The following is a 24,023-nucleotide window of genomic DNA, read 5'->3' on the forward strand; positions in this document are numbered from 1 at the left end:
GGTTTTACAAACAATAATTGCCCAAGACCAATAATCTCATAAACCCGCCCCCGCCAAATTGCCGTAGGGGCGGGTTTTACAAACAATAATTGCCCAAGACCAATAATCTCATAAACCCGCCCCCGCCAAATTGCCGTAGGGGCGGGTTTTACAAACAATAATTGCCCAAGACCAATAATCTCATAAACCCGCCCCCGCCCAACCCTAAATCCCTTTAACATGACACCGCAGCCGCCCCAGAAACCCTCAAGCGATTGTGTTCCAGCATCTCTTCTAAAACAGACTGAGAAATACAACGACGCTCAGAACAGTATGCCATTTGTTTGACGCCATTGCTCATTTGAACAGTCATCACCCGTACCCGAAAATGATCGTTAATAAACCAACAACGTTCCTGTCCTTGATTTGTCTCATATTCCGTCTCAATAGTCAACACCCCATCATCAGCAAAATTATAAATACCAATTACCGGAATCCCTTCCACGTAGCCACGATTTCGCAGAAACTTGCCCATCTTCGGGTTATTAGGATTGGGCACATCGATCAGAATTGCAGCATAATTTTGGTTTGGGGTAGCATCATCCAAATTATCTTGCCACATGAAACTGCATCCTCCACTAACTAAAGCAGGATCCACATTTTGCTGTTGACAAACTTCTAAAACTCTGGGATCATCTATTGACAAGACATCAATCATGACATTAGATTCTCCCGACTCATCAGCAGCAGCAGTATCAAAATTATGCACTGTTCGCTGAGTGAACCAAACGCCCTCACTCTTGCGAAAGAAATCCATCATAGTCATAGGTGGTGTTAGCAGCATTTCTGTGTCAACTTAGCGAGAGGAATCAAGTAATTAGGAGACGGCTCTTGGAGTGTCCCTACAATATTATTTTGGGTAGGGAAACGGCACTGCCCATAGGTGTCAACTTAAGCCGAAAGCCCGCCAGGGACTGAAGTCCCTGTCTAATAGCGAAAGTCCTCTGAAGAGGACTAATGAGTTCTTCAGTCCTCTTTAGAGGACTTTAGCTTTGAGACAGGGGTTTCAACCCCTGTCGGACTATCGGTTTTACCTTAAGTTGACACCAATGGGCACTGCCGTCTCCTCTATATCATTCCTTCCCCTTGTGAAGGGGATGGGAGGAGAATCGGATCGGATTTTGGTTAAGAACAATTAACAAAAGGCGATCGCACAACAGTCAAATCCTAGGATAAATTACACTGGCCAACTTTGAGCAATTCCATCAATAAATCTTCAAAAAATATAATGGCAATTCATCAACACTCATTTTTCCTCTCAGAACCCCTGACTCTCGCAGAAGTCTTACAAGCTCTTGAGCAAAATAAAAGTCTAGCTCAAACAAACCTCCAGGGAATCAACCTCAGCCAGATGGATTTATCCGGGATTGACTTGAGCGGAACCAACTTAATCGGCGCGAACCTCAGCAAAACCAATTTCCAAGGTGCAAATCTCCAGGGAGTTGATTTACGGCGGGCCAGTCTCAGAGATGCTAATTTGAGTGGCGCAAACTTACAAGAAAGCTATTTTTTTCGGGCAGATTTACAAGGTTGTAATCTACTAAATGCTAACCTAGAACTAGCTAAATTCAAATTAGCTTTATATGATAGCAATACCATTTGGCCAGAAGGATTCAATTACCAAAAATCAGAAGCTATTGGACCAAAAGCTAGTCTCAGTGGGGCTTTCTTGAATACAGCAAACCTCCGAGGAGCCGATTTGAGTTACTGTAATCTGCGAGGAGCTTATCTCAGTGGAGCGGATTTAACCGGCGCAAATTTAGAGGGAGCAGCCTTAAGTGGTGCAACTCTTCAAAATGCTTTACTCACTGGTGCTTATTTACGGAATGCGATATTAATTGGTGCTGAATTACAGGGAGCAGATTTACGGGCGGCTGATTTGACAGGCGCGAATTTAGAACAATTAAAAAGTATTGCTGGTGCTGACTTTAGTTTAGTACAAGGATTGACCGAGGAAGCGAGAGCAATGCTTCGCAGTCGTAGTTCAAAGGAGTTAGGTACTTGGAACTCTTTTACTCGTAATAATACGGCTCAAAGTCTGGCTTGTTAGTCGGAATGATTAAACCGCGAAGGCGCAAAGAGCGCGAAGGAAGAACTGCATTTTCTTCTTTCTCTTCCTTCGCGTCCTACCCTTCGGGAACCCCTGCGGGGAACGCGCCTTCGCGGTTCATTACGCCTATTGGTAATTCGGATAAACACGCCTCCAACTAACTATCAATGTTCGAGATGGCGTTCCAAATCGAACAGGAAACCGTGTATGTACTCCTCAGTCCACTCCTCACCATAGAACCGCAAAAACATCCCCCTCGCAGGATCTTTAGCAGCACGATAATTGATATAATTCCGTTGAGCCTGAAGAATCTCTGCCAATCTCTGGCTATCTGTGACTGGTTGGGCCCGATCGACCAAATCGAGATAAGCTTGTAGATAATCCTGAAAAGCTGCAAAAACCGTAGTTTGTACAGCCTCCGTTTCCTTGGGACGAGTCCAGAGAAACGCTGGAGAAAAGAACTGTTTTGCCTCTTCAGGAAAATCCCCACCCCAAGGTAAGTCTTTTTGATACTTGTTGAAAATCGGTAAAATCGGATCGGAGTATTGCTTTTGATAAGCCAGATTATGGAATAGTGGCTGCATATCTAAAGCAATCAAATGTCCCCCCGGCAAAGTTACTAAATCCGCCCCGAAGAAAGGCAAATCATAATTTATTTGGGGGAAAATTACAAAGTTTAGTACCTGGAGAGCGTCACCACCCTGAACATGAGCGGCCCGAATCTGCCGCAGTTTTGAGGATTTGAAAGCATGGCTGGTTGTTACCACCAACTGCTCTTTTTTTCCTTTCCCAGTGATACATTCTTTGCTTTCAAAACCTGCTGGAATCGGATAAGGAGCTAGGTCAAGTCGTTCCGTTAGGAGTGGGATGGCGTAATCTAAAAATGGCTGGTATAAAGTCATGTTTAATTTATTTTGCCCCGGCGGGAATCGCTAAGGGAACAGCATCTTCAAACAAAAACTCGTACAAAAATTTCTCTGACCATTCATGGCCAAAATAGCTGCTGAATAGTCCTGATGCGGGGTCTCTTTCTGCACTATACTGGTCGTAATCTTTTTGTGCTTTCACAATTCGCTGAACTTCTTCGGGACTATTGAGTGGAGAAGCTTGCTCTAGCATTTTCCAATACAACTGGACGTATTCTTGATAGGCGGGAAACAATTGATTGACTACTGTTTCTGCGTCGGTTTTGGCAAACAGCAAATTTTTGGAAAAATACTGGTTGGCATCATAGAACTTCATTTCTAAGTCTTGTACCAAGGCGCTGTATTTACTGCGAATTTCCGTCAATGGTTCGATATACTTGTCTATGTAGGGGCGATCGCGGAATAAGGGCTGAAAATCAATCACTACCAAGATTTTCTTTTTCCCAAACGCTAAAAAATCTATCCCCAGCAAGGGTACATCGTAATTATAGTTAGGATAAATAACGCTGTTGAAAATTTGCGCCGTTTCCCCAGCATCGATGTAGGTGTAACGAATTTTTCGCAATTGAGGGCATTGATAGCACCAACTTTGAATGGTGGCTGGATTTTTGCCTCTTTCACTCACCACCGATTCCAAACCAGAGGGAATGGGACGACTCTCTAGTGCAAAATTCTCAGACAGTTCTTTTTCTAAAAATTGTTGAAATGGCTTAAACATAGATGATAATTTAGCCCCTTAGAGGTTTTCCCTAAATACAGGATGATAGGCGATCGCCCGAAGTCTCGTCTCTCTTTTAGCTAACAAAGTAATATTTCGTTATGAAACCAAACTTTCGCTCGAACTTTTGTAATAGATATTTCCCATAATTCCTGTGGAGTAGCCATGGGGCTTGCCCTTCACAGTTGGGGATAAGTCTAATTAAGACTTTCTACCACATTCCCCGGTGTGAATCTCATATTTTTAATAAAACTTAATAAATATCTTCATAATTCTAGTCTATAACTTGGATTGTCTCCAACTACCTGAATGCAATTTTAATAACTATGCAGTTAAGTGAAAGAGCCAAAGAATTAATTCCCAAAGCCCGAATCGTCAGTTTTGCCGCTTGGAACAATCTCTATTCCGATGAAGTAATCGCCATTTTTCAAACAGCAGACAATCGAGGTCAATATCTCACCGACGAAGATTTAGAACGCATTCAAAATCTGGTTCCAGATAACTCTTTAATGGTAGCCCAAGCTAAATTGCTGCGAGAACAAGCTCCTAATTTGGTTGCCAAGGCCAGAGCAAAGGTATTAGCAGAATTTCCGAATATCGCCGAACCAGGAAATGACCTCTATCCTCCGGCTCGTGCTGAAGCCTGTTGGCGAGATTTTTGGCATTTCTTGCGCTCCGTCACCTATGGAGTTGCTGGGAAAAATCCTGAATTCTTCAGCCAGGAAGGACTCAAAAATATGGAGCTACTTTATCAAGAATTGGGAGTTCCGGTGCCAGCGATGCTCTGTGGATTAGAACAGTTAAAAACAGTCTGTTTACAGCAATTTAGTTCAGAAGAACAGGATTTATTGGGTCTCAATTTTGACCATTTAATCAGTGCCTTAAAACAGTTTAGTCAAGCTTGAGTACCCAGGGGATTCAAGAAACCGGGTTTTTCACCCATATTTTCGCACTCCAGCCTATATTTTCATAAAAACCCGGTTTCTGGCTTAGTATTATTGGAGAAGTCTAGTAGAGATTCAAGAAATTCTTCCTTCTTCCTTCTTCCTTCTTCCTTCTTCTTAACTGTTCTCAAGCAAATTTTCTAAAGCAGCGCCAACTACTTGATGATGGGAGTCTTGGCGAAGTTGACTCAAAACTTCCTTCGCCTGGGGAGTATCAAAATGCTTCAAAGCAGATGCAGTGTGCTGACGAATTCCTTCATACTCAGAATTAGCCAGCGTCAATAATTGAGAAAGTGCGGCCGGTTCCTGAATTGTTCCAGCTAAGGCACCGAGTGCATCCACAGCAGCTTCCTGGGTGGTCATATCTTCGCCAGCTAATGCTTCGAGACAAACTTCAAAAAGTTCGTTGTAGCACTCCATGTCTACCAGGGCTGCTATAATGCTGCGACGCACCAGCCAGTGGTCATCCTGAATAAAAGTCAGCAGTAAATGAGACGCAGCGCATCTCCCGAATAGAGATAGCGAATTCGCGGCTTCGGCCCTGACATTGGGGGTGTTGTCAAGTTTGATGATTTGCAGGAGTGCGGCGAAGGATTCGGCGCTTTGTTGTTGCCCAAATCCCCGACTGACAAAGGAACGTACTAAAAATTCAGGGTCGTTGAGTTTCGATTTTAGTAAGGGAACGGCTATTTCTGGTGTATAGTCTTTGAGAGCTGCGATCGCCTTGAGTCGATACTGAAAGTCAGAATTTTCTAGAGACGCTTCGATTTCGTGAATATCCATAACCACAAAGCACAAGTTTCTTATACTGTAACAGAAATATTCTACCTTCCACCTTCTTTGTACCCTGAGCGTAGTCGAAGGGCTTTCTTCGTACCCTGAGCGTAGTCGAAGGGCTTTCTTCCTTCTTCCTTCTTCCTTCTTCCTTCTTCCTTCTTCCTTCTTCCTTCTACTAAACTCTCTCATCAAATCTAGTCTGAAAACTGCCATATTTAAACCAATATTGTCGCAGTTCATGGTGAGGTGTATGCAAACTACCTTTGGCTTGATAAAGGATAACTTGTCGATGATTTCCCATCCAAACTCGTTTGCTGGGTTCAACAGAAATTAAGCATCCTCCTAGACTGGTGATACATTCCTCAAATCGCTCAACTGTTGGATAGTCTAAAGTTTCAAAAATTAGAAACTGACCGGTGAAAATTAAGTGACGACTTCTAATCCAAGCCTGCATTTTTTTGTCAGCTATGGGAGGTAATACCATTTTAGATTTTAGATTTTAGATTTTAGATTTTAGAAATAATCCTGGAGTATATAAATCAAGTTTGTGGCTTTTTTCACTAGAAAAAGAGCGAATAATTAACTCGCTCTAGATAAACTAAAAAATACCAAACTTAAACGAAAACTAAGGTTGTTTTAAACTGTCAAAAAATGTTACTGTTCCTTGAAAAATATCCACAAATGCGATCGTATTTGTTGCGGAATAACAGTCTCTTAGCACTGGCAAGATGCCAGTGCCACAAAAAGTCAATTTAGTTGCACTGGCAAGATGCCAGTGCCACAAAAAGTCAATTTAGTTGCACTGGCAAGATGCCAGTGCCACAAAAAAGTCAATTTAGTTGCACTGGCAAGATGCCAGTGCCACAAAAAGTCAATTTAGTTGCACTGGCAAGATGCCAGTGCCACAAAAAGTCAATTTAGTTGCACTGGCAAGATGCCAGTGCCACAAAAAAGTCAATTTACTGACTCCGGGATACTTCCCTCATCACTGAATATTTTAAGCAACTTCGGTGATGCTGACAATTTTTCCGCCTGCACGATGAATCCGCTGGATTTGCGGAGTCATTTTTCCGCCGGAAACTAGATATTCAGTGTTACTTAGTCGGCGAGGGCTATCAAATTTAGCGCCTTTAACTAAAATTTTGAACATCTTTTCGGTGGCATCTTTGTAAGCGCTGATCCGACCGCCGGTGCTTGGTAAAGTAATTTTGTTGCCGCTATTACCAGCTACAAAATCCACTAAGCGAGAAGCGGTGAAAGCACTGTCAACACCTGCAAAACCTTGATACAGGGAAAGGGTGCGATTGTAGCCGACTTGCTTTTGTCCGACTTGACTTTTTGCGCCTACATAATAAGGGACTGTATTCTCGCCAAATTTGTCCTGATATTCTTGACTGTCGAGGTAGGAATCTATTTCTGCCTCGTAGCCTTTTTCGATACAGGTGCAGATATGCTCAGATAGTTCTGCTTGGTCTAAGGGAGCGCGACCTAACAAATGTTTAAAGTTGAGTTCGACAAAGCGGTAGGGAGCGCAAGATTCAAAATACCGACTACGATAGAAGTCGGATTTTGCTACAGCACGGACAAATTCCCGTACAGTCATGCCGCCATCGCATAATTGGGATTCGGCGACGGTTAGGCGCTCGCTTTCCATGACGTGAGGATTGCCCAACACTTGCTTGTAAACGGCACGAATTACGGCCTGTTGATCGTCGGAACTGCTAGTAGGCCAAAGTTCTACGGACGCATCTAAAACAACACTCATCGAGTTTCTCCTGGAAATAAATAATGCTTCAAAACTGGGAATTAAGGATTGCCTAAAAACGCTCAGGGAGGTATTTCCCCAAGTCGTTGAGGCATAAGTTTAAACCGTTTTTAGTTGACAGCAGTGATGCTGGCAATTACGCCACCTTGTTTGTGGATGCGTTGATATTCTTGCGAAAGGCGATCGAATGGTACAAGATATACTTGATTGCTACGACGGAATTTAGAGACTTTGTTCATCACAGTCGTTCCTGAAGAGCGATATCCAGTTACTGTAATGCGATAAACTTTGCCTTCTGCTTGTGCACCTAATCCAGCACGGCTACGTGCATTCATAGCGTACTCTTGGAATGCCCAACCGTCTCCAACTGTGCCACCGGAAGGGGGAACGATTGGTAAAGGGGTTTCTTGAATGACGAATTTATTGAGAACAGGGGCTTTTCCAGAAATACTGCCCTTGAAATCGCTGCTGGAAGCGCCACGCAAGAGGGCAAACATATGAGTAAACCCAACCATGTTTTTTCCTGGTTGGGTTTTGTAGCCTCGGTAAAAGGGAACGATATTTTCCCCGTAGGCGTTTTGATATTCATCGCTGTCGAGGTAGGAATCAATTTCTGCCTCGAAGCCTTCAGTATCTAAAATGGTGCTATGTGTTCTCATTTCTTCTAGGCCATCGGGAGCGCGACCGAGAAGATGTTTGAAGTTGAGTTCAATGAACCGATAGCGAGGACAAGTGTCGAAAAAGCGAGAACGATAGGCGTCTGACTTTGCCAGAGCGCGGACGAATTCGCGTACACTGAGTTCACCACGTTTGAATTGCGATTCGGGAATTATGGCTCGTTCACTTTCCATGACGTAGGCATTACCCAAAACGTGGCGATAGACAGCACGAATTACGGTTTCTACTTCTTCTTGTGAATGTCCTGGCATCAGTTCTAAAGATGGTGTTTCTTCAAATAAACTGACTCCAAGTCGAGATGCAGGTCCAAAAACCATTTAAAAAATCTCCACTATTGTGTTATGTGAAAATTTACCATAATTAGATGTTAGATTAGAAAAATTTACATATTGTAATATTACAGTTTATGTTACTGTTTTTTTGTACTACAAAATTGGTGTCTTTTTGCCTGTAAATTTTTGATGGCAAGATGTGTGACTGTAGTATGCTTGGGGTTTTCTGACCGATCGCCCAACCGCGTAAATTAGACCAACGGTACTTCTGCTGCAAAGCTTTGGCGCTTTTCAAACCATAAGGAGCCGGAGTCTGAACCCCAGATCTGTTGATGAGTATTTATATCCATACCGCGATCGAGACTGCTCCAGGTTGTTTCGGTAATTTCCACATCACTGATTAGGTAGGTTGAACAACCTCTTTTTTCGATGAGACATTGGTTTCCTGGCTCTACACTACCTCGAAACATTTCTCCGTCTCGTTTGAACACCATAGAACAATTGTACCGCCTTTGAATGCAATCTGGTTTAATTGTTTTGAGAATGCTTAATTCTCGTGCTGCGCCGGCGTATTGTACTGGATCGTTGAGACTATAATTTTCAATATAAATTTGTTCTCCTTGGTCAATTAATTTGTGAACTCCTTGACGATAGGGAGTCCAAAGGTCATGGTCATATACTTGTTCGGAATAAAAGCCGATCGCATTGAAGAACTCAAAGGGTAAAGGGCGAAATAAGATGTGAATATGGGCAAATTGTTGTGGTTTTTCAAAGGATTGTTTGTAGTTACTAAAATCCCCTGCCATCCACTGAGCTAGGGTGATTAAATCGTTGCTTTTAACTGAATTCATAAGCTGTTTTCTAGTTGCTTATTTCGCTGGGAGTGAACGAATTTCTGAGGAAAATGATGCTGTGACAACTCCACTTCCTTGGCTGGTTTTGATCAGGGAAACACGAAACCGGAGGTTAGGATTGGCAAACCAGATTTTTTCTTCGGCGGCGGCGTTGTCGTAGCTGGTGAGTAGGACAAAGGTGCCATCGTCGGTGAAGTGATAGTCAGCGGCGGCTGGGATGGTTTCGGCATATCCTTGATCTCGCAGTAGTTTTCCGCGATTGGGGATTGTGCGATCGGGGATTGGTACGAGGATGCAACTCCCCTTCATTTCGGCGTTTTCGTCCCAATCTGTGTGTCCTTCCCAGGTCATTTGGAAGGGGCTTACTGCTTGGGTTGGGTCTATGTTGTAGGACTTGCAGAGGTCGATGACGGCTGCATCATCGGGTGAGACTGCCACGATATCAATCACTGATTCTATAGCTTCAAAGTGTCTGAAAGTCAAGTGATGGGCGCTACGTTGCGATCGCCATTGTCCTAGTGAATTTTCAACAAACTGCTCGATGTTCATAAGTAGAAGCAAGAAGGAAGTATAACCCTGTTAAAAACAGGCACGATGCCCGTTCCACAATCTTGATGAGAAAAGTCTATTGCAGCCCATAGATTATCACATTTTCCTAGGATTGCCTAGACTGGCGATCGCAACTCTTAACCTTTGACTAGGTGCAGGCTATTTTCACATCCCCTTAACCTCGAATTATCACCCATTTCCTAAATAACTCAATCCTTTTGACTGCGGTTATATTTTATTTCTCTTTAGGAAATGAGGAGATACCGGAAAACAGCATTAGCAGTCCGCCAGCCAAAATGGCGATCGCCAATAAACCTACAAATAAATCTAACCCAGATGTATTTTCCACTAAATAATTCTCCCATTGTATTTAATCAACCGCGGGAAAAAAGAAGCCAGAAAATGAGAAACCTAAAAAAAGTAACTTCTTTCCTCTTCTTTATTCCCTCTTCTTTATTTAGCCAATTCCTGTTCAATTGCAGCAATCAACTCAGGAGATTCCGGGCCTACACTGCTGCGAAATCTAGCAACCACTTCACATTGTTTGCTGACTAAAAATTTCTCAAAATTCCAAGAAACCTCGCCCTTGGGAGCCACAGAACTGGTAAGCTGAGCATAAAGCGGGTGTTGTTGACTACCTTTAGCGTGTACCTTGTCGAAAAGCTCAAAGCTGACACCGTATTTTGTAGTGCAGAATTCGACAATTTCTGAGTTAGTACCAGGCTCCTGAGCACCGAAGTCGTTGCAGGGAAACCCTAAAACCCGGAGACCCGCATCGCTGTACTTTTGATTCAACTCTTCGAGTCCTTTGTATTGAGGCGTATAGCCACAGTAGGAAGCTAAATTCACGATCAAGAGTACCTTACCAGCATACTCTCCTAGCTGTTTGTCTGCGCCTGCGATCGTTTTTACTGTAATGTCGGAAATGGTGCTGGTCATTTTCTAATACTTTTAGACTTTTCCAACACAATCATACCGCAATTTGGAAAAATTTTTCCAAAAATGCAATTAGTCCATCCGGTTAAACTTTCGGTAAAACCAGATGGGAAGTTGGGTTCTCTCGCTCAACCCAACCTGTAAGCGTTATTTATCAAATTAGCCCCCAGCTCAGATTTCCTAGTTCAATTATCTGAATAGCTGTCCATCAATTTTTGATAAGTTTCCTCCAGATCCTGATTTTCTAGAACTATTTCTATACGGACTTTGACGCAGCCGTGACGCGGCTGGGATTCGATCAAATTTAAAACTTTGCTGGCTTTTTGCACAGAAGTAAATTCAGCGCTGACTGTTGGTACTGACGGTTGGTGATGATTAATTTCGCTCAAATCTATCCCGGTGATTTGTCCCTCGCCCAAATCTATTTCCGCCAGCACCTTCGGATCGTCACCGACTTGTTCCACAATCAACTTTTCTCTTTGGATTGGTACTTGTACCATCCGAGTTTCTATTTCTTTGCGGACGATAACTTCCCCAACTTTGCGCTTGCTGCGATTGATTACCAATCGTTCTTCTAGCAGCCGAATTATTTCTCGATCGACAATATCTAAGTCTTCGCTATCTAAGTCTTGGTGAATTTCCGGGCTTTTCAGATTTTCTATGGGGCGCTCATCGGCATCGGTTTCATTAGACATAATTGCTACGGGAGGAGTTGGGTTGCTGTGACTGAGAACCTTTGGGGATGCTGGGAGTTCTAAATGCTCATGGCTGTCATTAGCTGATTTTAGTGGCAGCATCTCTATTTGCTCTAAGCTAAGTTTAAATAACAGGATTTTTTCCTGATAATCAACTGTGTTGAGTTGCTTAATATTTAATAAAACAAGCCGTGGGTTTTCCCCCTGCTTTCCGGCGACTAAAAAATTGAGTTTTCCACTATTATCGAAATAGACATCTTTGATTTTACCTACTAACTCACCGTCCCGATCTTTGACTATAAAAGTTTTAAGTTTTGTTCTCACTTTTTCGGGAACTCGGTTGAAATGGGTAGTTCCCTTGGCACGTTGGGTTTTTTCAACTGAGGGTTGGTTGTTCATTTTTAAAAGTTTCCTAATTTACTGTTTCATTCTCTTGTAGGGGCCGCCCCCCGTGGCTGCCCCAATCTCTGAAACACTTACAAAATTGTGGATGGGGAGGGTAGGCACGGGGGCACTACCCCTACAAAAGCATCGTTTTCTTGAGAATGAAACAGCCCTGGGGGCAGGGGGGGTTCCCCATTACCTTCTCCTATCCCCCCTTGGGGGGGGCTGGGGGGGGTTCCCCATTACACCCTTTAGGGGTTTTTAGAGGATGACAAATTGGTCTGAAAAAAACCAACTTGGCACTAAATCTATCCCCCTAAAATAGGCAGTGGGCGGTTTAGATTTTGTTATCTACAATTTGTTATCTACAACAGGAGTTCCATCTGTCTGAACATCGAGTTCTTCACGGCGCAAGGTTTCTTCACCATCCACGGTGCTGCGAACTACTTCTTTTCTAACGCTGACTTCTTCGCGCACGTAAGCTTCTTTGTGAATGTCGGCGGTTTCTTCGTAAACTTCCATGCGTGCAACTTCACCGGATTGGAAGTCAACTTCACCGACTGAAACTACTCTACCTGCTTCTACGGGTGTTACTCGCTCGATGACAACTCGTTCTTTTTCGATGGGGACTGAGGCTCGTGCAACTTCGCTTTCTACACGCTTACCGACTGCTACTTCCCCTGTTTTGGCACGGTTTTTGTTGGCAATTAACCGTTCTTCATAAAGTTTGAGGGTTTGATGATTCTGTTCGTTTGTCTCGTACAGAGGACGGTCTAAATCGTAGTTGTAGTTGCTGCGATCGTAGTTAGTAGTAGAAAGGGCTGATGCGGTTTCGGGCGCAGTGGTGCCACGGTATACGTCTCTTACCTGTTCTTCGCGATCGTAATCTACAGGCTCTAATTCATTATAAGCAGGTAATTGTTCTGCTTGCTCTTTGCTGAAAAGACCGGTTGCATAAACACGACGGGCTCCGTAGTCGAAACGAGCAGAGCCGATCGGCAGCAAGACTTTTTTGCCAAAAATCCAGATCCCGGTGTCAATTACTAAATAACGAAAACGACCAGTTTCATCAACTAAAGCGTCGTAAATGCTCCCTATTTTTTCATCGGAGTCACCTGCATAAACATCAAAGCCTTTGATGTCGTCTCCTGCAAAAATTTCTTCCCTATAGTTAGGATAAAATTCTTCTATTCTTTGAAGAGCCATGTCTTTTTCTCCTATGCTTTTAATTACCTTCATCCTAAGAATTTATTAGTAATTTTCCCTCTCTCTAAAGTCGGAAGTGTTGAATCTAAGCTACTTAATACTATAGGAATACAGTGGGGTATGGGAAATACCGCACTCAACTTTATCCAAAACCCCTCATTGGTGAGGTGAGGGGCTGGGGAAAAGTTATATCAAATCCGGTAGCATCTGAATGATTCAGATCTCTATTCTCTCCCTCTGTGTCCTCTGTGTTCTCTGCGGTTAAATCATTCCGATGCAGCCGGAAACGATATTAAAACTTGGGGTGCAGCTCAGTTTTGCAAATATATTCGTAGGGGCGAAGCATGACGGCTGTAAATCTCTGGTTATCACTAATAAATTGTCTGCGGTCATGCTTGGCCTATGCAAAATCTCCCATTAAAACTTGGAATTTCAGAGTTGATTTAGTTGATTTCTGATGGTTTCTATCCGTTTGCGATTGACTCCCAAGTCGGATTGTCCTAGACGTGAAGCCGATCGCACATGAATGACTTTTGCTGATTCATCTAGCAAGAATTCTACATCATCCACGAACCCCATCAAGGAACTGGTAAATTCTGCATAGAGGTAATTATCTGTTTGTTCGATAATTTTAGTTTTGTCCAAGGAGGCGATCGCGCCTTTGAGATTTGCCATGGCGACTGCGGGTGTCGAATTGTATGTCAAAGGGTCAATTTTGTGTTCGGGATCTTGACTAAAGCTGCTGACACAGTTGGGGGAAGTGGGACAAGGTGCGAGTTTTCCTGACTGAATACCGATATTGGTAGGTCTTTTTCCAGCAAACATGGTTTTTTCTCCGGGAATGGCTATAAAAAGGGCGATCGACAGTATTGCTACTCCTAGCAATGACATTAAAATAACTAGCACTTTTTTTAATGCTGTCGGTGATTTTGTGTCAACACTTTGCAAATTATTAGGCCTCATCAAGCGGAAGTTCAATCTAATCTTAATATTAATAGATATTTACTTAAAAAAATTAACCACTTATATTTTAACACTTGTCTAGCAGCCAGTAAGTCAACATTTTCCCTTTGCCTTTAAAGTCAGTCATCCCCCTTTCTTCTAAAACAAATTTATCTTTCAAAAGCTCACGAGTTGTCGCCGTCACTTGAATTTTTCCCGACATTCCATTGGACTCCATCCGCGAAGCAACATTAACAGTGTCACCCCACAAATCATAGCTAAACTTGCTAATTCCAATAATTCCTGCTACCACCGAACCGCTGTGTATGCCGATGCGTAACTCAAAATTTTCTCCGGTTTTGAGATTAAACTGAGTCAAAGCCGCTTGCATCTCTAGGGCTAAAAGGGCGATCGCCTCCCCATGATCCTCTCGCGGTGTTGGTAAACCGCCCACCACCATGTAAGCATCCCCAATAGTCTTAATCTTTTCCAATCCGCGTGACTCAGACAACCTATCAAACTCACAAAAAATTCCATTCAAAATTTCTACCAACTGCGTCGGACTTTTGTGGGCAGAAAACTCCGTAAAACCCACTAAATCCGCAAACAAAACGCTCACTTCATCAAAATGATCGGCAATCAGTTTTTGTTCCTTTTGCAAACGGAGGGCGATGGGTTTTGGCAAAATATTCAGCAGCAATCTCTCTGTTTGTTTTTGCTCCAATCTCAGCGCTTCCTCAGCTTGCTTGCGCTTAATCAACGCACCTAGCTGAGTCGCAACCGCACTAAATAATTCCCACAATCGCGGCTGACATTCAAGACTCTTGTCACAATAAAAAATTATCACCGCTAACACTTGATCGTCAGCCAAAATGGGGAAACCGAAGGCAGCTTTTAAACCAACATTTGCTGCAATTTGAAAACGCAGAAAAACTTCTGATTCAACTTGAGAAACATCCTCAATCCATTCCGGCTGCTGGGATAGGAAAATCCGACCAGGCATTCCCACACCAGGGGCAAAAGTTAAAGGAAAACTCGTTTTTCGGAATTCCGCAAAACTCAAATCACTAGCATACATACCTCTAGCACATTTTAAAATTTGACCATCATTGTCTGGAATCCACGCTTCCGCCAAATTCCAGTTGATTGTTTCGCAAATTAACCTTAAAATTACATCAATCGCCGATTCAAAATCCTCGGCTTTGCTAATAGCTTGAGTAGCTTTCAATAACAAAAAAGTTTCTGTCTCAACCCGTTTTCGTTCGATAATTTCCTCTTGCAATTGGTCGTTTTGTTCGGTCAATTTATGATTTTTTGCTTGCAACTGCATCTGCAAGGAACGGACAATCAGTTGATTGTTAACTCGCGCCAATACTTCTTTGACCTGGAAAGGTTTGGTAATATAGTCAGAACCACCAATTTCAAAAGCTTTTGCTTTATTTAATCCATCTTCCAATGCACTGAGAAAAATGATAGGAATTTCCTTGAAATCCGGGCTAGATTTCAATTTTTGACATATTTCATAACCGCTAATATCCGGCATCATAATATCTAACAAAATCAAATCTGGCTGGCTAGATTCAATAGCCTCTAAAGCAGAAAAACCGTTAGTTACAGGTCTAACTTTGTACCCCTGTTTTTGCAAAATTCTAATCAACAAACGCAGGTTATCTGGCGTATCGTCAACTACTAAAATATCTGCTTGATCCTGGTCAGTTTTGTCCTGCTTCATCTGCATTTTATGATTCCTCTACCTCAGTAATTAAATTAAAAATTTTCTGGTAATCAAAATTATCTAGATGATGTTGAAGAAGATCGGCAAATTCAGGACGAGTTATCCTAATTTCCTCGATGGTGGTAGCAATTAAATCAAAGTCGGCACTGCGGATGACCTGCTTCATATTATCTATCCATTCAGCAGGCAGTTTCGGTGCAGAAGCAGGGGCAAAACGACCTGCTGAATCAGAGAGAATATTTCCCTCGCCGATTTCATCATTTCCACTTACACTCGAACCAGTTGAGCGATAAATATACTCTATCCCCAAATGTTGGTTGAGGCTATCCAATATATCTACTTTACGGAAAGGTTTGTTGATAAAGTCATCACAGCCAACCAATAAAGCAAAGGAGCGTCTTTCTTCTATTGTACTAGCTGTTAAGGCAATAATCTTCGGAATGGGTAATTCTGGAGTCAAAATATTGCTCTCCACATTTATCTCCACCGTCCCTGGTAGTCCTTCTCTTCTTTGCTGGATTCTGGCTCTAATTTCTCTCGTAGCTTCATAACCGTCCATCACCGGCATTCGCAAATCGATGAAAATCAAATGTGGTTGCCAAGTTTCCCAGATTTCTAATGCTTCCATGCCATGACTGGCTTCTTGCAGTGCAAAACCCAAGGGAGAAAGCATTTTGATTAATAGTTGACGATTGTCCTCCCCATCGTCCACAATTAAAATCCGATATTGAGGTTGATTGGGCTGCAAGCCAATAATTTCATAGTTGATTTTCGCAGCCGGCATCGCTGAGGCTTCAACTTGATGGACTGGAATCTCGAATTTAAAAAGAGAACCTCGTTCCAGTTCACTTTCTACGGTAATGTCGCCACCCATAAGTCGTACAAATTGGCGGCTAATAGTTAATCCTAAGCCGGTGCCTTTTTGGGTTTTCTGACCTGATGCGGTTTGTACAAAAGCTGTAAAAATATTGCCTAAGTCTTCGGGAGAAATTCCCACTCCTGTATCTTCTACCTCAAACAGAAGAAAACAAATAGAATTATTTCTAGTCTCACTAGCTGCTAGAGTCTGCTTTGGATTTTTATCCGGGGCATTCTGAGGAAATATACTATCATTATTTATTGAATTTAATTCAGGAATAATTTCATTTTCTCCAACCCTGTCACTTGCATATTTTATTTGACTTGGTTGTCCTTCTTCCAGTCGCTTAACTCTGACTACAACGCGACCAATTTGGGTGAATTTAATTGCATTACTCAGAAGATTAATCAGGACCTGCCTCAATTTTATTTGATCGGTTTGTATGTACTGTGGCACCGGGGAAGAGCGTTCAAAAATTAAGTTCACTTCTTGATTTTCGGCTCGGAGTTGGAACATATCTTCCAACTCTTCTAGGAGTCTGTAGATGTCAAAACTTGTAGCTTCGAGCGACATCCTCCCGGCTTCAATTTTTGATAAGTCTAAGGCTTGGTTGATCAGAGTCAGTAAATGTTCGCCACTGCGATGAATAATTCTGAGATTGTCTCGGTTTTCGCGGGTGAGATTGGGACTTGGTTCCATGATTTGGGCGAATCCAAGTATAGCATTTAGCGGAGTTCGTAACTCGTGGCTCATGTTGGCTAAAAAGGTACTTTTAGCTCTGTTTGCTGCTTCGGCTGCTTCTTTTGCTTGTTGTAGTTCTTCTGTCCGTTCCTGAATTTGTGATTCTAAGGTGCGCTGGTAATCTACTACGACTTTTTCTGCTTGTTTGCGATCGCTAATATCTTGAAAAGTCGCGATCGCATAGGAAACATTGCCGTTGATGTCAAAAATTGGCGTAGTGCTGATTTCCAGCGCCACACTCTTGCCATTTTGGCGGAGTTCTACGTCATCAACCCTGACAAATTCTCCTCCCAGAGCCCGCAAAATTGGGAGATTATCAGGGGGATATAGCTCATCACTATTGGCCACATACAGTTGATAAGTTGCTGCTAATTGTTCCGCCCTACTTTCCGGGATAGCCTCTGCACCCAGCAATTCCCTCGCCGTGCGATTAAAATAGGCACTCGATCCATCGGAATTGTAAACCGATACCCCCACTGGCAAAGCTTCTAAAAATTGATTGAGTTGGCTTTCACTAGCAGATAAAGCCTCATTTACTCTCTTTAACTCGATGTTTGCTTCTTGCCGCTTGATAATTTCATCAGTTAATTTTTGGTCTTGCAAGTAACTGTGAACTGCTTCTACCACTGTCAACTTCAAATCTTCATTTAGCCAAGGCTTAGGGATATAGCGATACAATTTAGCATACTTAATCGCATTGCTAAGAGCTTCCAAATCAGCTTGACCAGTCAGCATAATTGTCAGGGTATCAGGGGAGCGTTCGTGAATTCGCTTCAGCAGTTCATCTCCCTTAATATCCGGCATGATATAATCAGAAAGCACTAAAGCTATTTCATACTCATCTGCTTGCAAATCTGCCAGCAATTCTAAAGCATCTTCACCCCCTTCCGCCGTTTCAATAATACATCGATCGCCGATCGCCTTTCTCAGTTCTATTTTTAAACTGTTCAAAACATCAGGTTCGTCATCAATACAAACAATCACAGGTTTTTTCATAACTTAGCCAGCCCTGATTTGATAGTTTTTATCAAATCTTCCCCCTTCCAAGGTTTGTATAAACAGCAATATAAATCAGCGTGTTCAACAGCGCGTTGAACTGCTGCTGGGTCTGCTTGTCCAGTCAACATCACCTTCACAATTTTAGGATGTTTTTCGTGAATTTTAATTAAAAGTTCGTCCCCTTTAATTCCCGGCATCAACCAATCAGAAACCACCACGATCACGAGATCCTCTCCCTGACAAGCCTCAATTACCTCTAAAGCTTCATCACCACTTTCAGCGAGTTCATAAAAATAATTATCTTTAAATTCATTTTTAAGCTGCATCTTCAGAGTATTCAAGATATCAGCCTCATCGTCAACACAAACAATTACAGGTTTACTCATCTTTTTCTCTCCTCTGTGCTTTCATTTTAGTCGATATATTCCTGCTTAATTTCAATGTACCTGATTCATTCCCCATCGGCAGCAGCCTAGGCCTCGTCCCTCTTATTTTAATATATTGGTAACGATACTGTAAATATAGTCTCCCCCGGTACGGACTCTACACTAACCTCTCCCTGATGTTTTTGAATAATTTTTATGACAATATCTAATCCCAAACCGCTACCTTCCCCCGCCGCTTTAGTTGTAAAAAAAGGCTGAAAAATTTTGGGAATAATTTCCGGTGGAATACCTTTGCCATTATCAATAAATTTTATCAAAATGCAATCATCTCGACACATAGTTTCAATAGTCAAAGTCCCTTTATAATTCATGGCTTGGAGAGCATTGTGAACTAGATTTGTCCAGACTTGATTTAACTCATCTGGATAGCCAACGATTTTGGGTAAATCGCCATATTTTCTCACAACTTCTATCCCCTGTTTGAGTTGATTTTGATAAAGAGTTAAAACCGTTTCAATTCCCTCATGTAAATTGGCTTCAATTTTTTCTTGCTTAATATCAAAATGAGCATAACTTTTCAAAGCAAATACTACTTTTCCCGACTTCGCTGTCGCTCTTTGGATTAAACTAATACTTTTTTTAAAAGTGGTAAATTGATAGGCAGTGTTTAAAACTCTTTCCCAATCGGGCAGTTGAAAAAGTGGTAATAACTGTTCGATATCATCGTAGATTTCCATATCTACTAAGGTGTCAGCAATTTCCTCTGGCTTTTTTACTTCTTTTTCCATCAAATAAACTACTAAATTGTGCTTAAATTTTCTTTTTTCTTTGCTAGTAAATATAGTTTCTCTATCTATGGAAGACCTGTAGAGCAGGTTTAAAAAATAAACTTGGCTTTGGGAAGAAATTTCTTGGAAAAATTTTGGTAAATGTTCTAAATTTGCTTCCCAAAAATTAGCAATGTTATCAATAGAAGAACCGATAATTCCAAGGGGTGTATTGATTTCGTGGGCAATGCCAGCAATCAGTTGTCCGAGGGCGGCCATCTTTTCCGATTGAATCAAATGCTCTTGGGTTGCTTGCAATTGTTGAATGGCAGTTGCTAAATCTTCATTTCTTTCTTGCAAACTGTTTTGTAGAGAACAAATTTTTAAATGAGTTTCAATGCGGGCTAAAACTTCTTCCAGTTGAAAGGGTTTAGTGATAAAGTCTACTCCCCCCACGGCAAAAGCTTTAACTTTATCCATCACGTCGTTAATCGCACTGATGAAAATAACCGGAATGTCTTTTGTTGCCTCCTCAGCTTTCAGTTGCTGACACACTTCATAGCCGTCCATCTCTGGCATCATAATATCCAGCAACACCAAATCTGGGGGGATTCTCTGAGCGGCCGAAAGTGCGAGTTTTCCGCTGGGAACGGGGCGAACTTGATAGCCTTTTTTGGTTAAGATTCCTGACAAAAGATGTAAGTTTTCTGGGGTGTCGTCAACTACTAAAATATTACCTTGATGGTTTTTTTTGGGATTTGCAATCATGTCCACTTTAGTTTTCCTCGCTGTTAGCAATTGCGTTTAAAATGCTTTCGTATTCAAAATTATTAATGCTATCTTGCAGCCTGTCAGCTAGAGAGGAGTTGACAGTGCGGATTTGTTCTATGGAAAAGGCGATCGCCTCCATATCCACACTCAAAATATTTTGCTTGAATGCAGCTACCCATTCGGCGGGTAGAGAGGCGATCGCCCCTGATGTCATCACTTCCTGACGGTCGTCCCCGGAACCCACCACACTTGCTGCTGCTGGATCTTCATAAATATAGCGTACTCCTAGGTGTTTGCTAATTGCCATAAATATATCTTCCTCTCGGAACGGTTTCCGCATAAAATCATCACAACCCGCCGAAAGAATCACAGCCCGTTCTTCCTCCAAAACACTAGCAGTCAGAGCGATAATCGCCGCTGCTTGCCCTTGAGTAGTAGTTTTTATCTGTTTTGTAGCCTCGTACCCATCCATCACGGGCATTCTCATATCCATCCAAATCAAGTGCGGCTCCCACAGCGCGCAAATATCCACCGCTTCTTGACCATTATTTGCTTCTCTCAATTCAAACCCCAGAGGGCTGAGAAGTTTGATCAACAATTGACGATTCAGGGGTTTATCGTCCACAATCAGCAAGCGGTAGCGGGGCTGATTTGGTTCGAGAGCCACAACACGAAGTTGGTTTTTTTTGCTTTCAATATCAGCAGATTCCACCAGATGAACTTGGATATCAAACTGAAATACTGCCCCCTTTCCGACTTCACTACTAACGGTAATGTCACCTCCCATCAATTGTACAAACTGACGACTGATAGCTAAACCCAAACCAGTTCCTTCTTGAGAATCTTTACCAGTTTTTGTCTGTATAAATGCTTCAAACAACTGATTGATTTCGTCAGGCTCGATCCCAGCACCAGTATCTTGAACTTCAAAATGTATTGAGTACCGACCAGGCTGTTTTTCACTATTATTATAGGCTTTTTGACCGCCTTTGACTTGCAGCGACACTCCCCCTTGAGAAGTGAATTTAATTGCATTGTTGAGTAAGTTAATTAAAACTTGTCGCAACTTAACTTCATCGGTACAGATATAGTGGGGAACTTTCGAGTCGCGATCGAATAATAACTGCAAGCTTTTTTCTTCGGCTTTGAGGGCAAACATATCTTCCAAATCGTCTAACAAGCGGAACAAGTCAAAGTTTTTTTCATTGATGGTAGTGCGTCCCGCTTCAATTTTTGACAAGTCTAAAACTTGGTTAATTAAACTCAGTAAATGTTCGCCACTCCGCAGGATAATCCCCACATCTTCTTGATTTTCTGGAGACAGGGTTTTGCTGCGAATCATGACTTGAGCAAAGCCGATCACAGCATTGAGGGGAGAGCGCAATTCGTGGCTCATATTTGCGAGGAAAATACTTTTAGCTTTGTTAGCTGCTTCCGCTGCTTCTTTTGCCCGCTGCATTTCGATTTCCGATTGCTTACTAGCAGTAATATCTTTGATAAAACCTTCATAGTAGAGTAAATTATTTTGGTCATCGTAAACAGCGCGGGAATTTTCTGATATCCAAATAATACTGCCATCTTTTTTGTGAATTTGCGATTCAAAGTTTGATATTATGCCATACTTATTTATCAATTCTACAAATTCATCGTGACGCTTAGGATTGACGTAAAGCTGATTATGCAAATTAGGCTGGCCTGCTATGAGTTCGGCGGTGGATTCGTAGCCGTAGATATGGGCTAAAGCTGGATTGGCGCTAATGTATTTTCCATCCCTAGTGGTCTGAAAAATACCACTTAAGGCATTTTCATAAATGTTGCGGTATTTTTCTTCGGCTTCCCGCAGGGCTGCTTCTGCTTGTTGGCGATCGGTAATGTCGCTAGAAATCGATAAAAAACAAGCTTCTCCCTCAATATCGATGGTTTCTATGGAGAGCAATGCAGCTCTTTCCGTACCGCTTTTATTACGAAATTTCAACTCATAATTATGTATAGCTGTTTTATTTTTTAACATTTGAATCATGCGATCGCGTTCTGCCAAAGTCGCCCAAAAGTTTAGTTCTACCGCTGTTTTGCCAATAATTTCTGCGTGACTGTAGCCCATCATCCGACAAAAACTTTCATTAACTTCTATGTGGCGACCATCGCTGATTCTGGTGAGGGTAATCGCATTAGGACTTAAACGAAAAGCTTTAGAAAACTTTTCTTCGGCTTTAGCAAGTTCTGCCGTGCGTTCGGCAACTTTTGTTTCTAAGTTTTGATTGTATTTGATTAAAATTTTCTCGGCTTGTTTGCGTTCCGTAATATCTTGAAAAGCGCAAATTCCGTAGATGATATTCCCTTGACTTCCGTAAATAGGAGTTCCCCACATTTGTAAAGGAACTGTTTTGTCACCTAGGGAAACTTCTATGTCATCCACCGTGACTGTTTTGCCCTGCAAAGCATTTAATATCGGATCGCGTTCGGCTGGATAAAGTTGCTCAGTTCCAGCTAAATAAATGCGGTAAGATTGACGTAAATTTTCGGCATTGGATGCGATAATTCCTTGACCTATTAGTTTTTTACCTATCGGGTTAATATAATAAGGATTTCCCAGGTCGTCTACAATGAAAACCCCCAAAGGTATGGCATCTAAAAATTGTTTGACTCTATTTTCACTTTCGCCTAGGGATGTAAATGACTGTTGCAATTGCTCCGCCATACTGTTAAAAGAATCGGCAAGTTCACCCAATTCATCTTGTCTATTGTTAATTAATTTTGTATCATCCCATTCATTCTTAGCCAAAGCTTTTGCAGCCTCATTCAACCTAAAAATCGGCCGTACCACCCATTTAGCAGTCAGAATTCCCAGAATGGCAGCCAAGAGCAAAGCTGCTAACGACAATAACACAGTGATGTGAGTATTGGCATCTATTTGCTCCATAAAGTCGGACTCTGGAACTACCACGACAATCAGCCAATCCAAACCTCGATTGTCTTTAAACGGAGTTACTTGAATAAAATTTCGATGGTGATCGACATCAAAACTAAGCTGTTGAGAATTTTGAATTTTAGCTAAATTACCATAGAATTTTTCTAAATGCTGTGCCGTTTGGCGAATTACTAAATTTTCGCTTTCCGCAGCTTTGATCCGCTTGGTTTTTTTATTTTCTATGACAAATTCAGGAGTATCTGTGGAAGTTGCGATTAACATTCCCGATCGTTCCATCACAAAAGTTTGACCCGACTTGCCAATTTTCAGGCTGACCAGAAATTCTTTAATTCTCGAAAATAATAAATCGCTGCCAGCTACTCCTAATAACTTGTCATTTTTATCGTAGATTGGTAAAGCCGCGGTAATTGCTAATTCTTTAGTTAAAAAATCGGTATAAATCGTACTCCAAATTGGTTTTTTAGCAGCGGCTGCGGCTATGTACCAAGGCCGAATTCGGGGGTCATAAACCTGGGATGAAATTTCCACTAACTTGACACGGTTGCCTTTAGAGTCAGCAGTGTATCGAGACAATTTATTGCCTGTCGAACTATCAGCGGCGGAGATGAGAGTCCGATCTTGTGTACGGATGGCTCCTGAGTGTTCGCCATTTTCTTTGCCTACATAAATGATGCTAATCGAATCAAAATATTGAATTTGTTCTAGAAAATGAAGTTCGAGTTTTTGTTTGTCTTCTAGATTCAACTGGCCTAATTTTATGCCTTGAACGTTGAGGTGATTCACAATATGAGGAATTGACATATAATTTTCAATGCGGTCTTTAATGCGATCGGTAATTTCTCGTCGCAACTGAGTAGCCACATCATTAACGGCGCGCTGTCCGTTTTGAAATGACAGCCAACCGACAACTCCGACAGTGCCGACAATTTGCACTAAAAAAGGAACCACCAGGACTGTTTGTAAGGGAGCTTTGCCGATTATTTTAGTAACTAACCGATTGAGTTGTTTAGGAAACATATTCATCCTAAATTTTATTGGTATTTAGTAAGTGAAAATAAACTAGGTGATTAAACATGAAGCATTCAGGAAAAAAACTGAAGG

The 24,023-nt window shown here is 42.0% G+C and carries 20 protein-coding genes; 2 read left to right on the forward strand and 18 right to left on the reverse strand.

The features are described 5' to 3' along the window. Nucleotides 1-214: 214 nt before the first annotated feature. Nucleotides 215-805 carry a phycobiliprotein lyase gene (locus AAFP11_RS13735; RefSeq protein WP_341737566.1) on the reverse strand — a complete coding sequence of 197 codons (591 nt, stop codon included), beginning with the start codon at nt 803-805 and terminating at the stop codon, nt 215-217. A 462-nt stretch (nt 806-1,267) separates the two neighbouring features. On the opposite strand from AAFP11_RS13735, the gene AAFP11_RS13740 reads away from it, so the two are divergent. Continuing rightward, nucleotides 1,268-2,089: a pentapeptide repeat-containing protein gene (locus AAFP11_RS13740; protein ID WP_341737567.1), complete on the forward strand. Its 822-nt coding sequence runs from the start codon at nt 1,268-1,270 to the stop codon at nt 2,087-2,089. A 164-nt stretch (nt 2,090-2,253) separates the two neighbouring features. Here AAFP11_RS13740 and AAFP11_RS13745 read toward each other — a convergent pair whose 3' ends face one another. Then, complete coding sequence (locus AAFP11_RS13745) at nt 2,254-2,991, reverse strand: phycoerythrobilin:ferredoxin oxidoreductase (RefSeq protein ID WP_341737568.1); 738 nt, start codon at nt 2,989-2,991, stop codon at nt 2,254-2,256. Nucleotides 2,992-2,998: 7 nt separating this feature from the next. Further along, the gene (locus AAFP11_RS13750; RefSeq protein ID WP_341737569.1) at nt 2,999-3,733 is read right to left on the reverse strand and encodes a 15,16-dihydrobiliverdin:ferredoxin oxidoreductase; all 735 of its coding nucleotides are present in this window, start codon (nt 3,731-3,733) and stop codon (nt 2,999-3,001) included. Between the two features lie 326 nt (nt 3,734-4,059). Here AAFP11_RS13750 and AAFP11_RS13755 point away from each other — a divergent pair, with 326 nt between their 5' ends. Next, nucleotides 4,060-4,638: a phycobilisome protein gene (locus tag AAFP11_RS13755; RefSeq protein ID WP_341737570.1), complete on the forward strand. Its 579-nt coding sequence runs from the start codon at nt 4,060-4,062 to the stop codon at nt 4,636-4,638. A gap of 156 nt (nt 4,639-4,794) precedes the next feature. On the opposite strand, the gene AAFP11_RS13760 is transcribed toward AAFP11_RS13755, so the two are convergent. The 15 genes from AAFP11_RS13760 to AAFP11_RS13830 all read right to left on the reverse strand — a co-directional run bounded on the left by AAFP11_RS13760 (nt 4,795) and on the right by AAFP11_RS13830 (nt 23,945). Then, nucleotides 4,795-5,460: a HEAT repeat domain-containing protein gene (locus AAFP11_RS13760; protein ID WP_341737571.1), complete on the reverse strand. Its 666-nt coding sequence runs from the start codon at nt 5,458-5,460 to the stop codon at nt 4,795-4,797. A gap of 169 nt (nt 5,461-5,629) precedes the next feature. Beyond that, on the reverse strand, nt 5,630-5,938 hold the full coding sequence (locus AAFP11_RS13765) for a CpeR family transcriptional regulator (RefSeq protein WP_341737572.1): 309 nt from the start codon (nt 5,936-5,938) through the stop codon (nt 5,630-5,632). A 513-nt stretch (nt 5,939-6,451) separates the two neighbouring features. Then, the gene (locus AAFP11_RS13770; RefSeq protein WP_341737573.1) at nt 6,452-7,219 is read right to left on the reverse strand and encodes a phycobilisome rod-core linker polypeptide; all 768 of its coding nucleotides are present in this window, start codon (nt 7,217-7,219) and stop codon (nt 6,452-6,454) included. Between the two features lie 110 nt (nt 7,220-7,329). Then, on the reverse strand, nt 7,330-8,214 hold the full coding sequence (locus AAFP11_RS13775) for a phycobilisome linker polypeptide (RefSeq protein WP_341737574.1): 885 nt from the start codon (nt 8,212-8,214) through the stop codon (nt 7,330-7,332). 206 nt (nt 8,215-8,420) lie between these two features. Then, nucleotides 8,421-9,020 (reverse strand): chromophore lyase CpcT/CpeT, encoded by a 600-nt coding sequence (locus AAFP11_RS13780; protein ID WP_341737575.1) that lies wholly within the window; start codon nt 9,018-9,020, stop codon nt 8,421-8,423. An 18-nt stretch (nt 9,021-9,038) separates the two neighbouring features. Continuing rightward, nucleotides 9,039-9,572, reverse strand: coding sequence for a phycobiliprotein lyase (locus tag AAFP11_RS13785; protein WP_341737576.1), 534 nt, complete (start codon nt 9,570-9,572; stop codon nt 9,039-9,041). A 453-nt stretch (nt 9,573-10,025) separates the two neighbouring features. Then, a complete protein-coding gene (locus tag AAFP11_RS13790) occupies nt 10,026-10,511 on the reverse strand; it encodes a glutathione peroxidase (RefSeq protein ID WP_341737577.1) in 486 nt (161 codons plus the stop codon). Nucleotides 10,512-10,693: 182 nt separating this feature from the next. Next, complete coding sequence (locus AAFP11_RS13795) at nt 10,694-11,602, reverse strand: DUF2382 domain-containing protein (RefSeq protein WP_341737578.1); 909 nt, start codon at nt 11,600-11,602, stop codon at nt 10,694-10,696. A gap of 336 nt (nt 11,603-11,938) precedes the next feature. Further along, nucleotides 11,939-12,793: a DUF2382 domain-containing protein gene (locus AAFP11_RS13800; protein WP_341737579.1), complete on the reverse strand. Its 855-nt coding sequence runs from the start codon at nt 12,791-12,793 to the stop codon at nt 11,939-11,941. A 432-nt stretch (nt 12,794-13,225) separates the two neighbouring features. After that, nucleotides 13,226-13,741, reverse strand: a complete 516-nt coding sequence (locus AAFP11_RS13805) for a DUF1499 domain-containing protein (RefSeq protein WP_341737594.1) — start codon at nt 13,739-13,741, stop codon at nt 13,226-13,228. Nucleotides 13,742-13,823: 82 nt separating this feature from the next. Continuing rightward, entirely contained in the window at nt 13,824-15,473 is a 1,650-nt protein-coding gene (locus AAFP11_RS13810) for an adenylate/guanylate cyclase domain-containing protein (RefSeq protein ID WP_341737580.1), read from the reverse strand. A gap of 1 nt (nt 15,474) precedes the next feature. Continuing rightward, nucleotides 15,475-18,066 carry a response regulator gene (locus tag AAFP11_RS13815; protein WP_341737581.1) on the reverse strand — a complete coding sequence of 864 codons (2,592 nt, stop codon included), beginning with the start codon at nt 18,064-18,066 and terminating at the stop codon, nt 15,475-15,477. Next, nucleotides 18,063-18,455 carry a response regulator gene (locus tag AAFP11_RS13820; protein WP_341737582.1) on the reverse strand — a complete coding sequence of 131 codons (393 nt, stop codon included), beginning with the start codon at nt 18,453-18,455 and terminating at the stop codon, nt 18,063-18,065. The genes AAFP11_RS13815 and AAFP11_RS13820 overlap by 4 nt, the downstream gene beginning before the upstream one ends. 107 nt (nt 18,456-18,562) lie before the next feature. Further along, nucleotides 18,563-19,990, reverse strand: a complete 1,428-nt coding sequence (locus AAFP11_RS13825) for a response regulator (protein WP_341737583.1) — start codon at nt 19,988-19,990, stop codon at nt 18,563-18,565. A 7-nt stretch (nt 19,991-19,997) separates the two neighbouring features. Beyond that, nucleotides 19,998-23,945, reverse strand: coding sequence for a PAS domain S-box protein (locus AAFP11_RS13830; RefSeq protein WP_341737584.1), 3,948 nt, complete (start codon nt 23,943-23,945; stop codon nt 19,998-20,000). Between the last annotated feature and the right edge of the window lie 78 nt (nt 23,946-24,023).

The sequence above is a fragment of the Microcoleus sp. CAWBG640 genome (genome assembly GCF_020883015.1).
GTDB lineage: Bacteria > Cyanobacteriota > Cyanobacteriia > Cyanobacteriales > Microcoleaceae > Microcoleus > Microcoleus anatoxicus.

What these genes read in the sequence shown, in the direction of transcription:
- AAFP11_RS13770 (WP_341737573.1), bottom strand. Translation starts at nt 7,219, where the DNA reads ATGAGTGTTGTTTTAGATGCGTCCGTAGAACTTTGGCCTACTAGCAGT.
- AAFP11_RS13760 (WP_341737571.1), bottom strand. Translation starts at nt 5,460, where the DNA reads ATGGATATTCACGAAATCGAAGCGTCTCTAGAAAATTCTGACTTTCAG.
- AAFP11_RS13810 (WP_341737580.1), bottom strand. Translation starts at nt 15,473, where the DNA reads ATGCAGATGAAGCAGGACAAAACTGACCAGGATCAAGCAGATATTTTA.
- AAFP11_RS13775 (WP_341737574.1), bottom strand. Translation starts at nt 8,214, where the DNA reads ATGGTTTTTGGACCTGCATCTCGACTTGGAGTCAGTTTATTTGAAGAA.
- AAFP11_RS13830 (WP_341737584.1), bottom strand. Translation starts at nt 23,945, where the DNA reads ATGAATATGTTTCCTAAACAACTCAATCGGTTAGTTACTAAAATAATC.
- AAFP11_RS13815 (WP_341737581.1), bottom strand. Translation starts at nt 18,066, where the DNA reads ATGAAAAAACCTGTGATTGTTTGTATTGATGACGAACCTGATGTTTTG.
- AAFP11_RS13735 (WP_341737566.1), bottom strand. Translation starts at nt 805, where the DNA reads ATGACTATGATGGATTTCTTTCGCAAGAGTGAGGGCGTTTGGTTCACT.
- AAFP11_RS13750 (WP_341737569.1), bottom strand. Translation starts at nt 3,733, where the DNA reads ATGTTTAAGCCATTTCAACAATTTTTAGAAAAAGAACTGTCTGAGAAT.
- AAFP11_RS13785 (WP_341737576.1), bottom strand. Translation starts at nt 9,572, where the DNA reads ATGAACATCGAGCAGTTTGTTGAAAATTCACTAGGACAATGGCGATCG.
- AAFP11_RS13765 (WP_341737572.1), bottom strand. Translation starts at nt 5,938, where the DNA reads ATGGTATTACCTCCCATAGCTGACAAAAAAATGCAGGCTTGGATTAGA.
- AAFP11_RS13800 (WP_341737579.1), bottom strand. Translation starts at nt 12,793, where the DNA reads ATGGCTCTTCAAAGAATAGAAGAATTTTATCCTAACTATAGGGAAGAA.
- AAFP11_RS13820 (WP_341737582.1), bottom strand. Translation starts at nt 18,455, where the DNA reads ATGAGTAAACCTGTAATTGTTTGTGTTGACGATGAGGCTGATATCTTG.
- AAFP11_RS13740 (WP_341737567.1), top strand. Translation starts at nt 1,268, where the DNA reads ATGGCAATTCATCAACACTCATTTTTCCTCTCAGAACCCCTGACTCTC.
- AAFP11_RS13825 (WP_341737583.1), bottom strand. Translation starts at nt 19,990, where the DNA reads ATGATTGCAAATCCCAAAAAAAACCATCAAGGTAATATTTTAGTAGTT.
- AAFP11_RS13790 (WP_341737577.1), bottom strand. Translation starts at nt 10,511, where the DNA reads ATGACCAGCACCATTTCCGACATTACAGTAAAAACGATCGCAGGCGCA.
- AAFP11_RS13745 (WP_341737568.1), bottom strand. Translation starts at nt 2,991, where the DNA reads ATGACTTTATACCAGCCATTTTTAGATTACGCCATCCCACTCCTAACG.
- AAFP11_RS13795 (WP_341737578.1), bottom strand. Translation starts at nt 11,602, where the DNA reads ATGAACAACCAACCCTCAGTTGAAAAAACCCAACGTGCCAAGGGAACT.
- AAFP11_RS13780 (WP_341737575.1), bottom strand. Translation starts at nt 9,020, where the DNA reads ATGAATTCAGTTAAAAGCAACGATTTAATCACCCTAGCTCAGTGGATG.
- AAFP11_RS13755 (WP_341737570.1), top strand. Translation starts at nt 4,060, where the DNA reads ATGCAGTTAAGTGAAAGAGCCAAAGAATTAATTCCCAAAGCCCGAATC.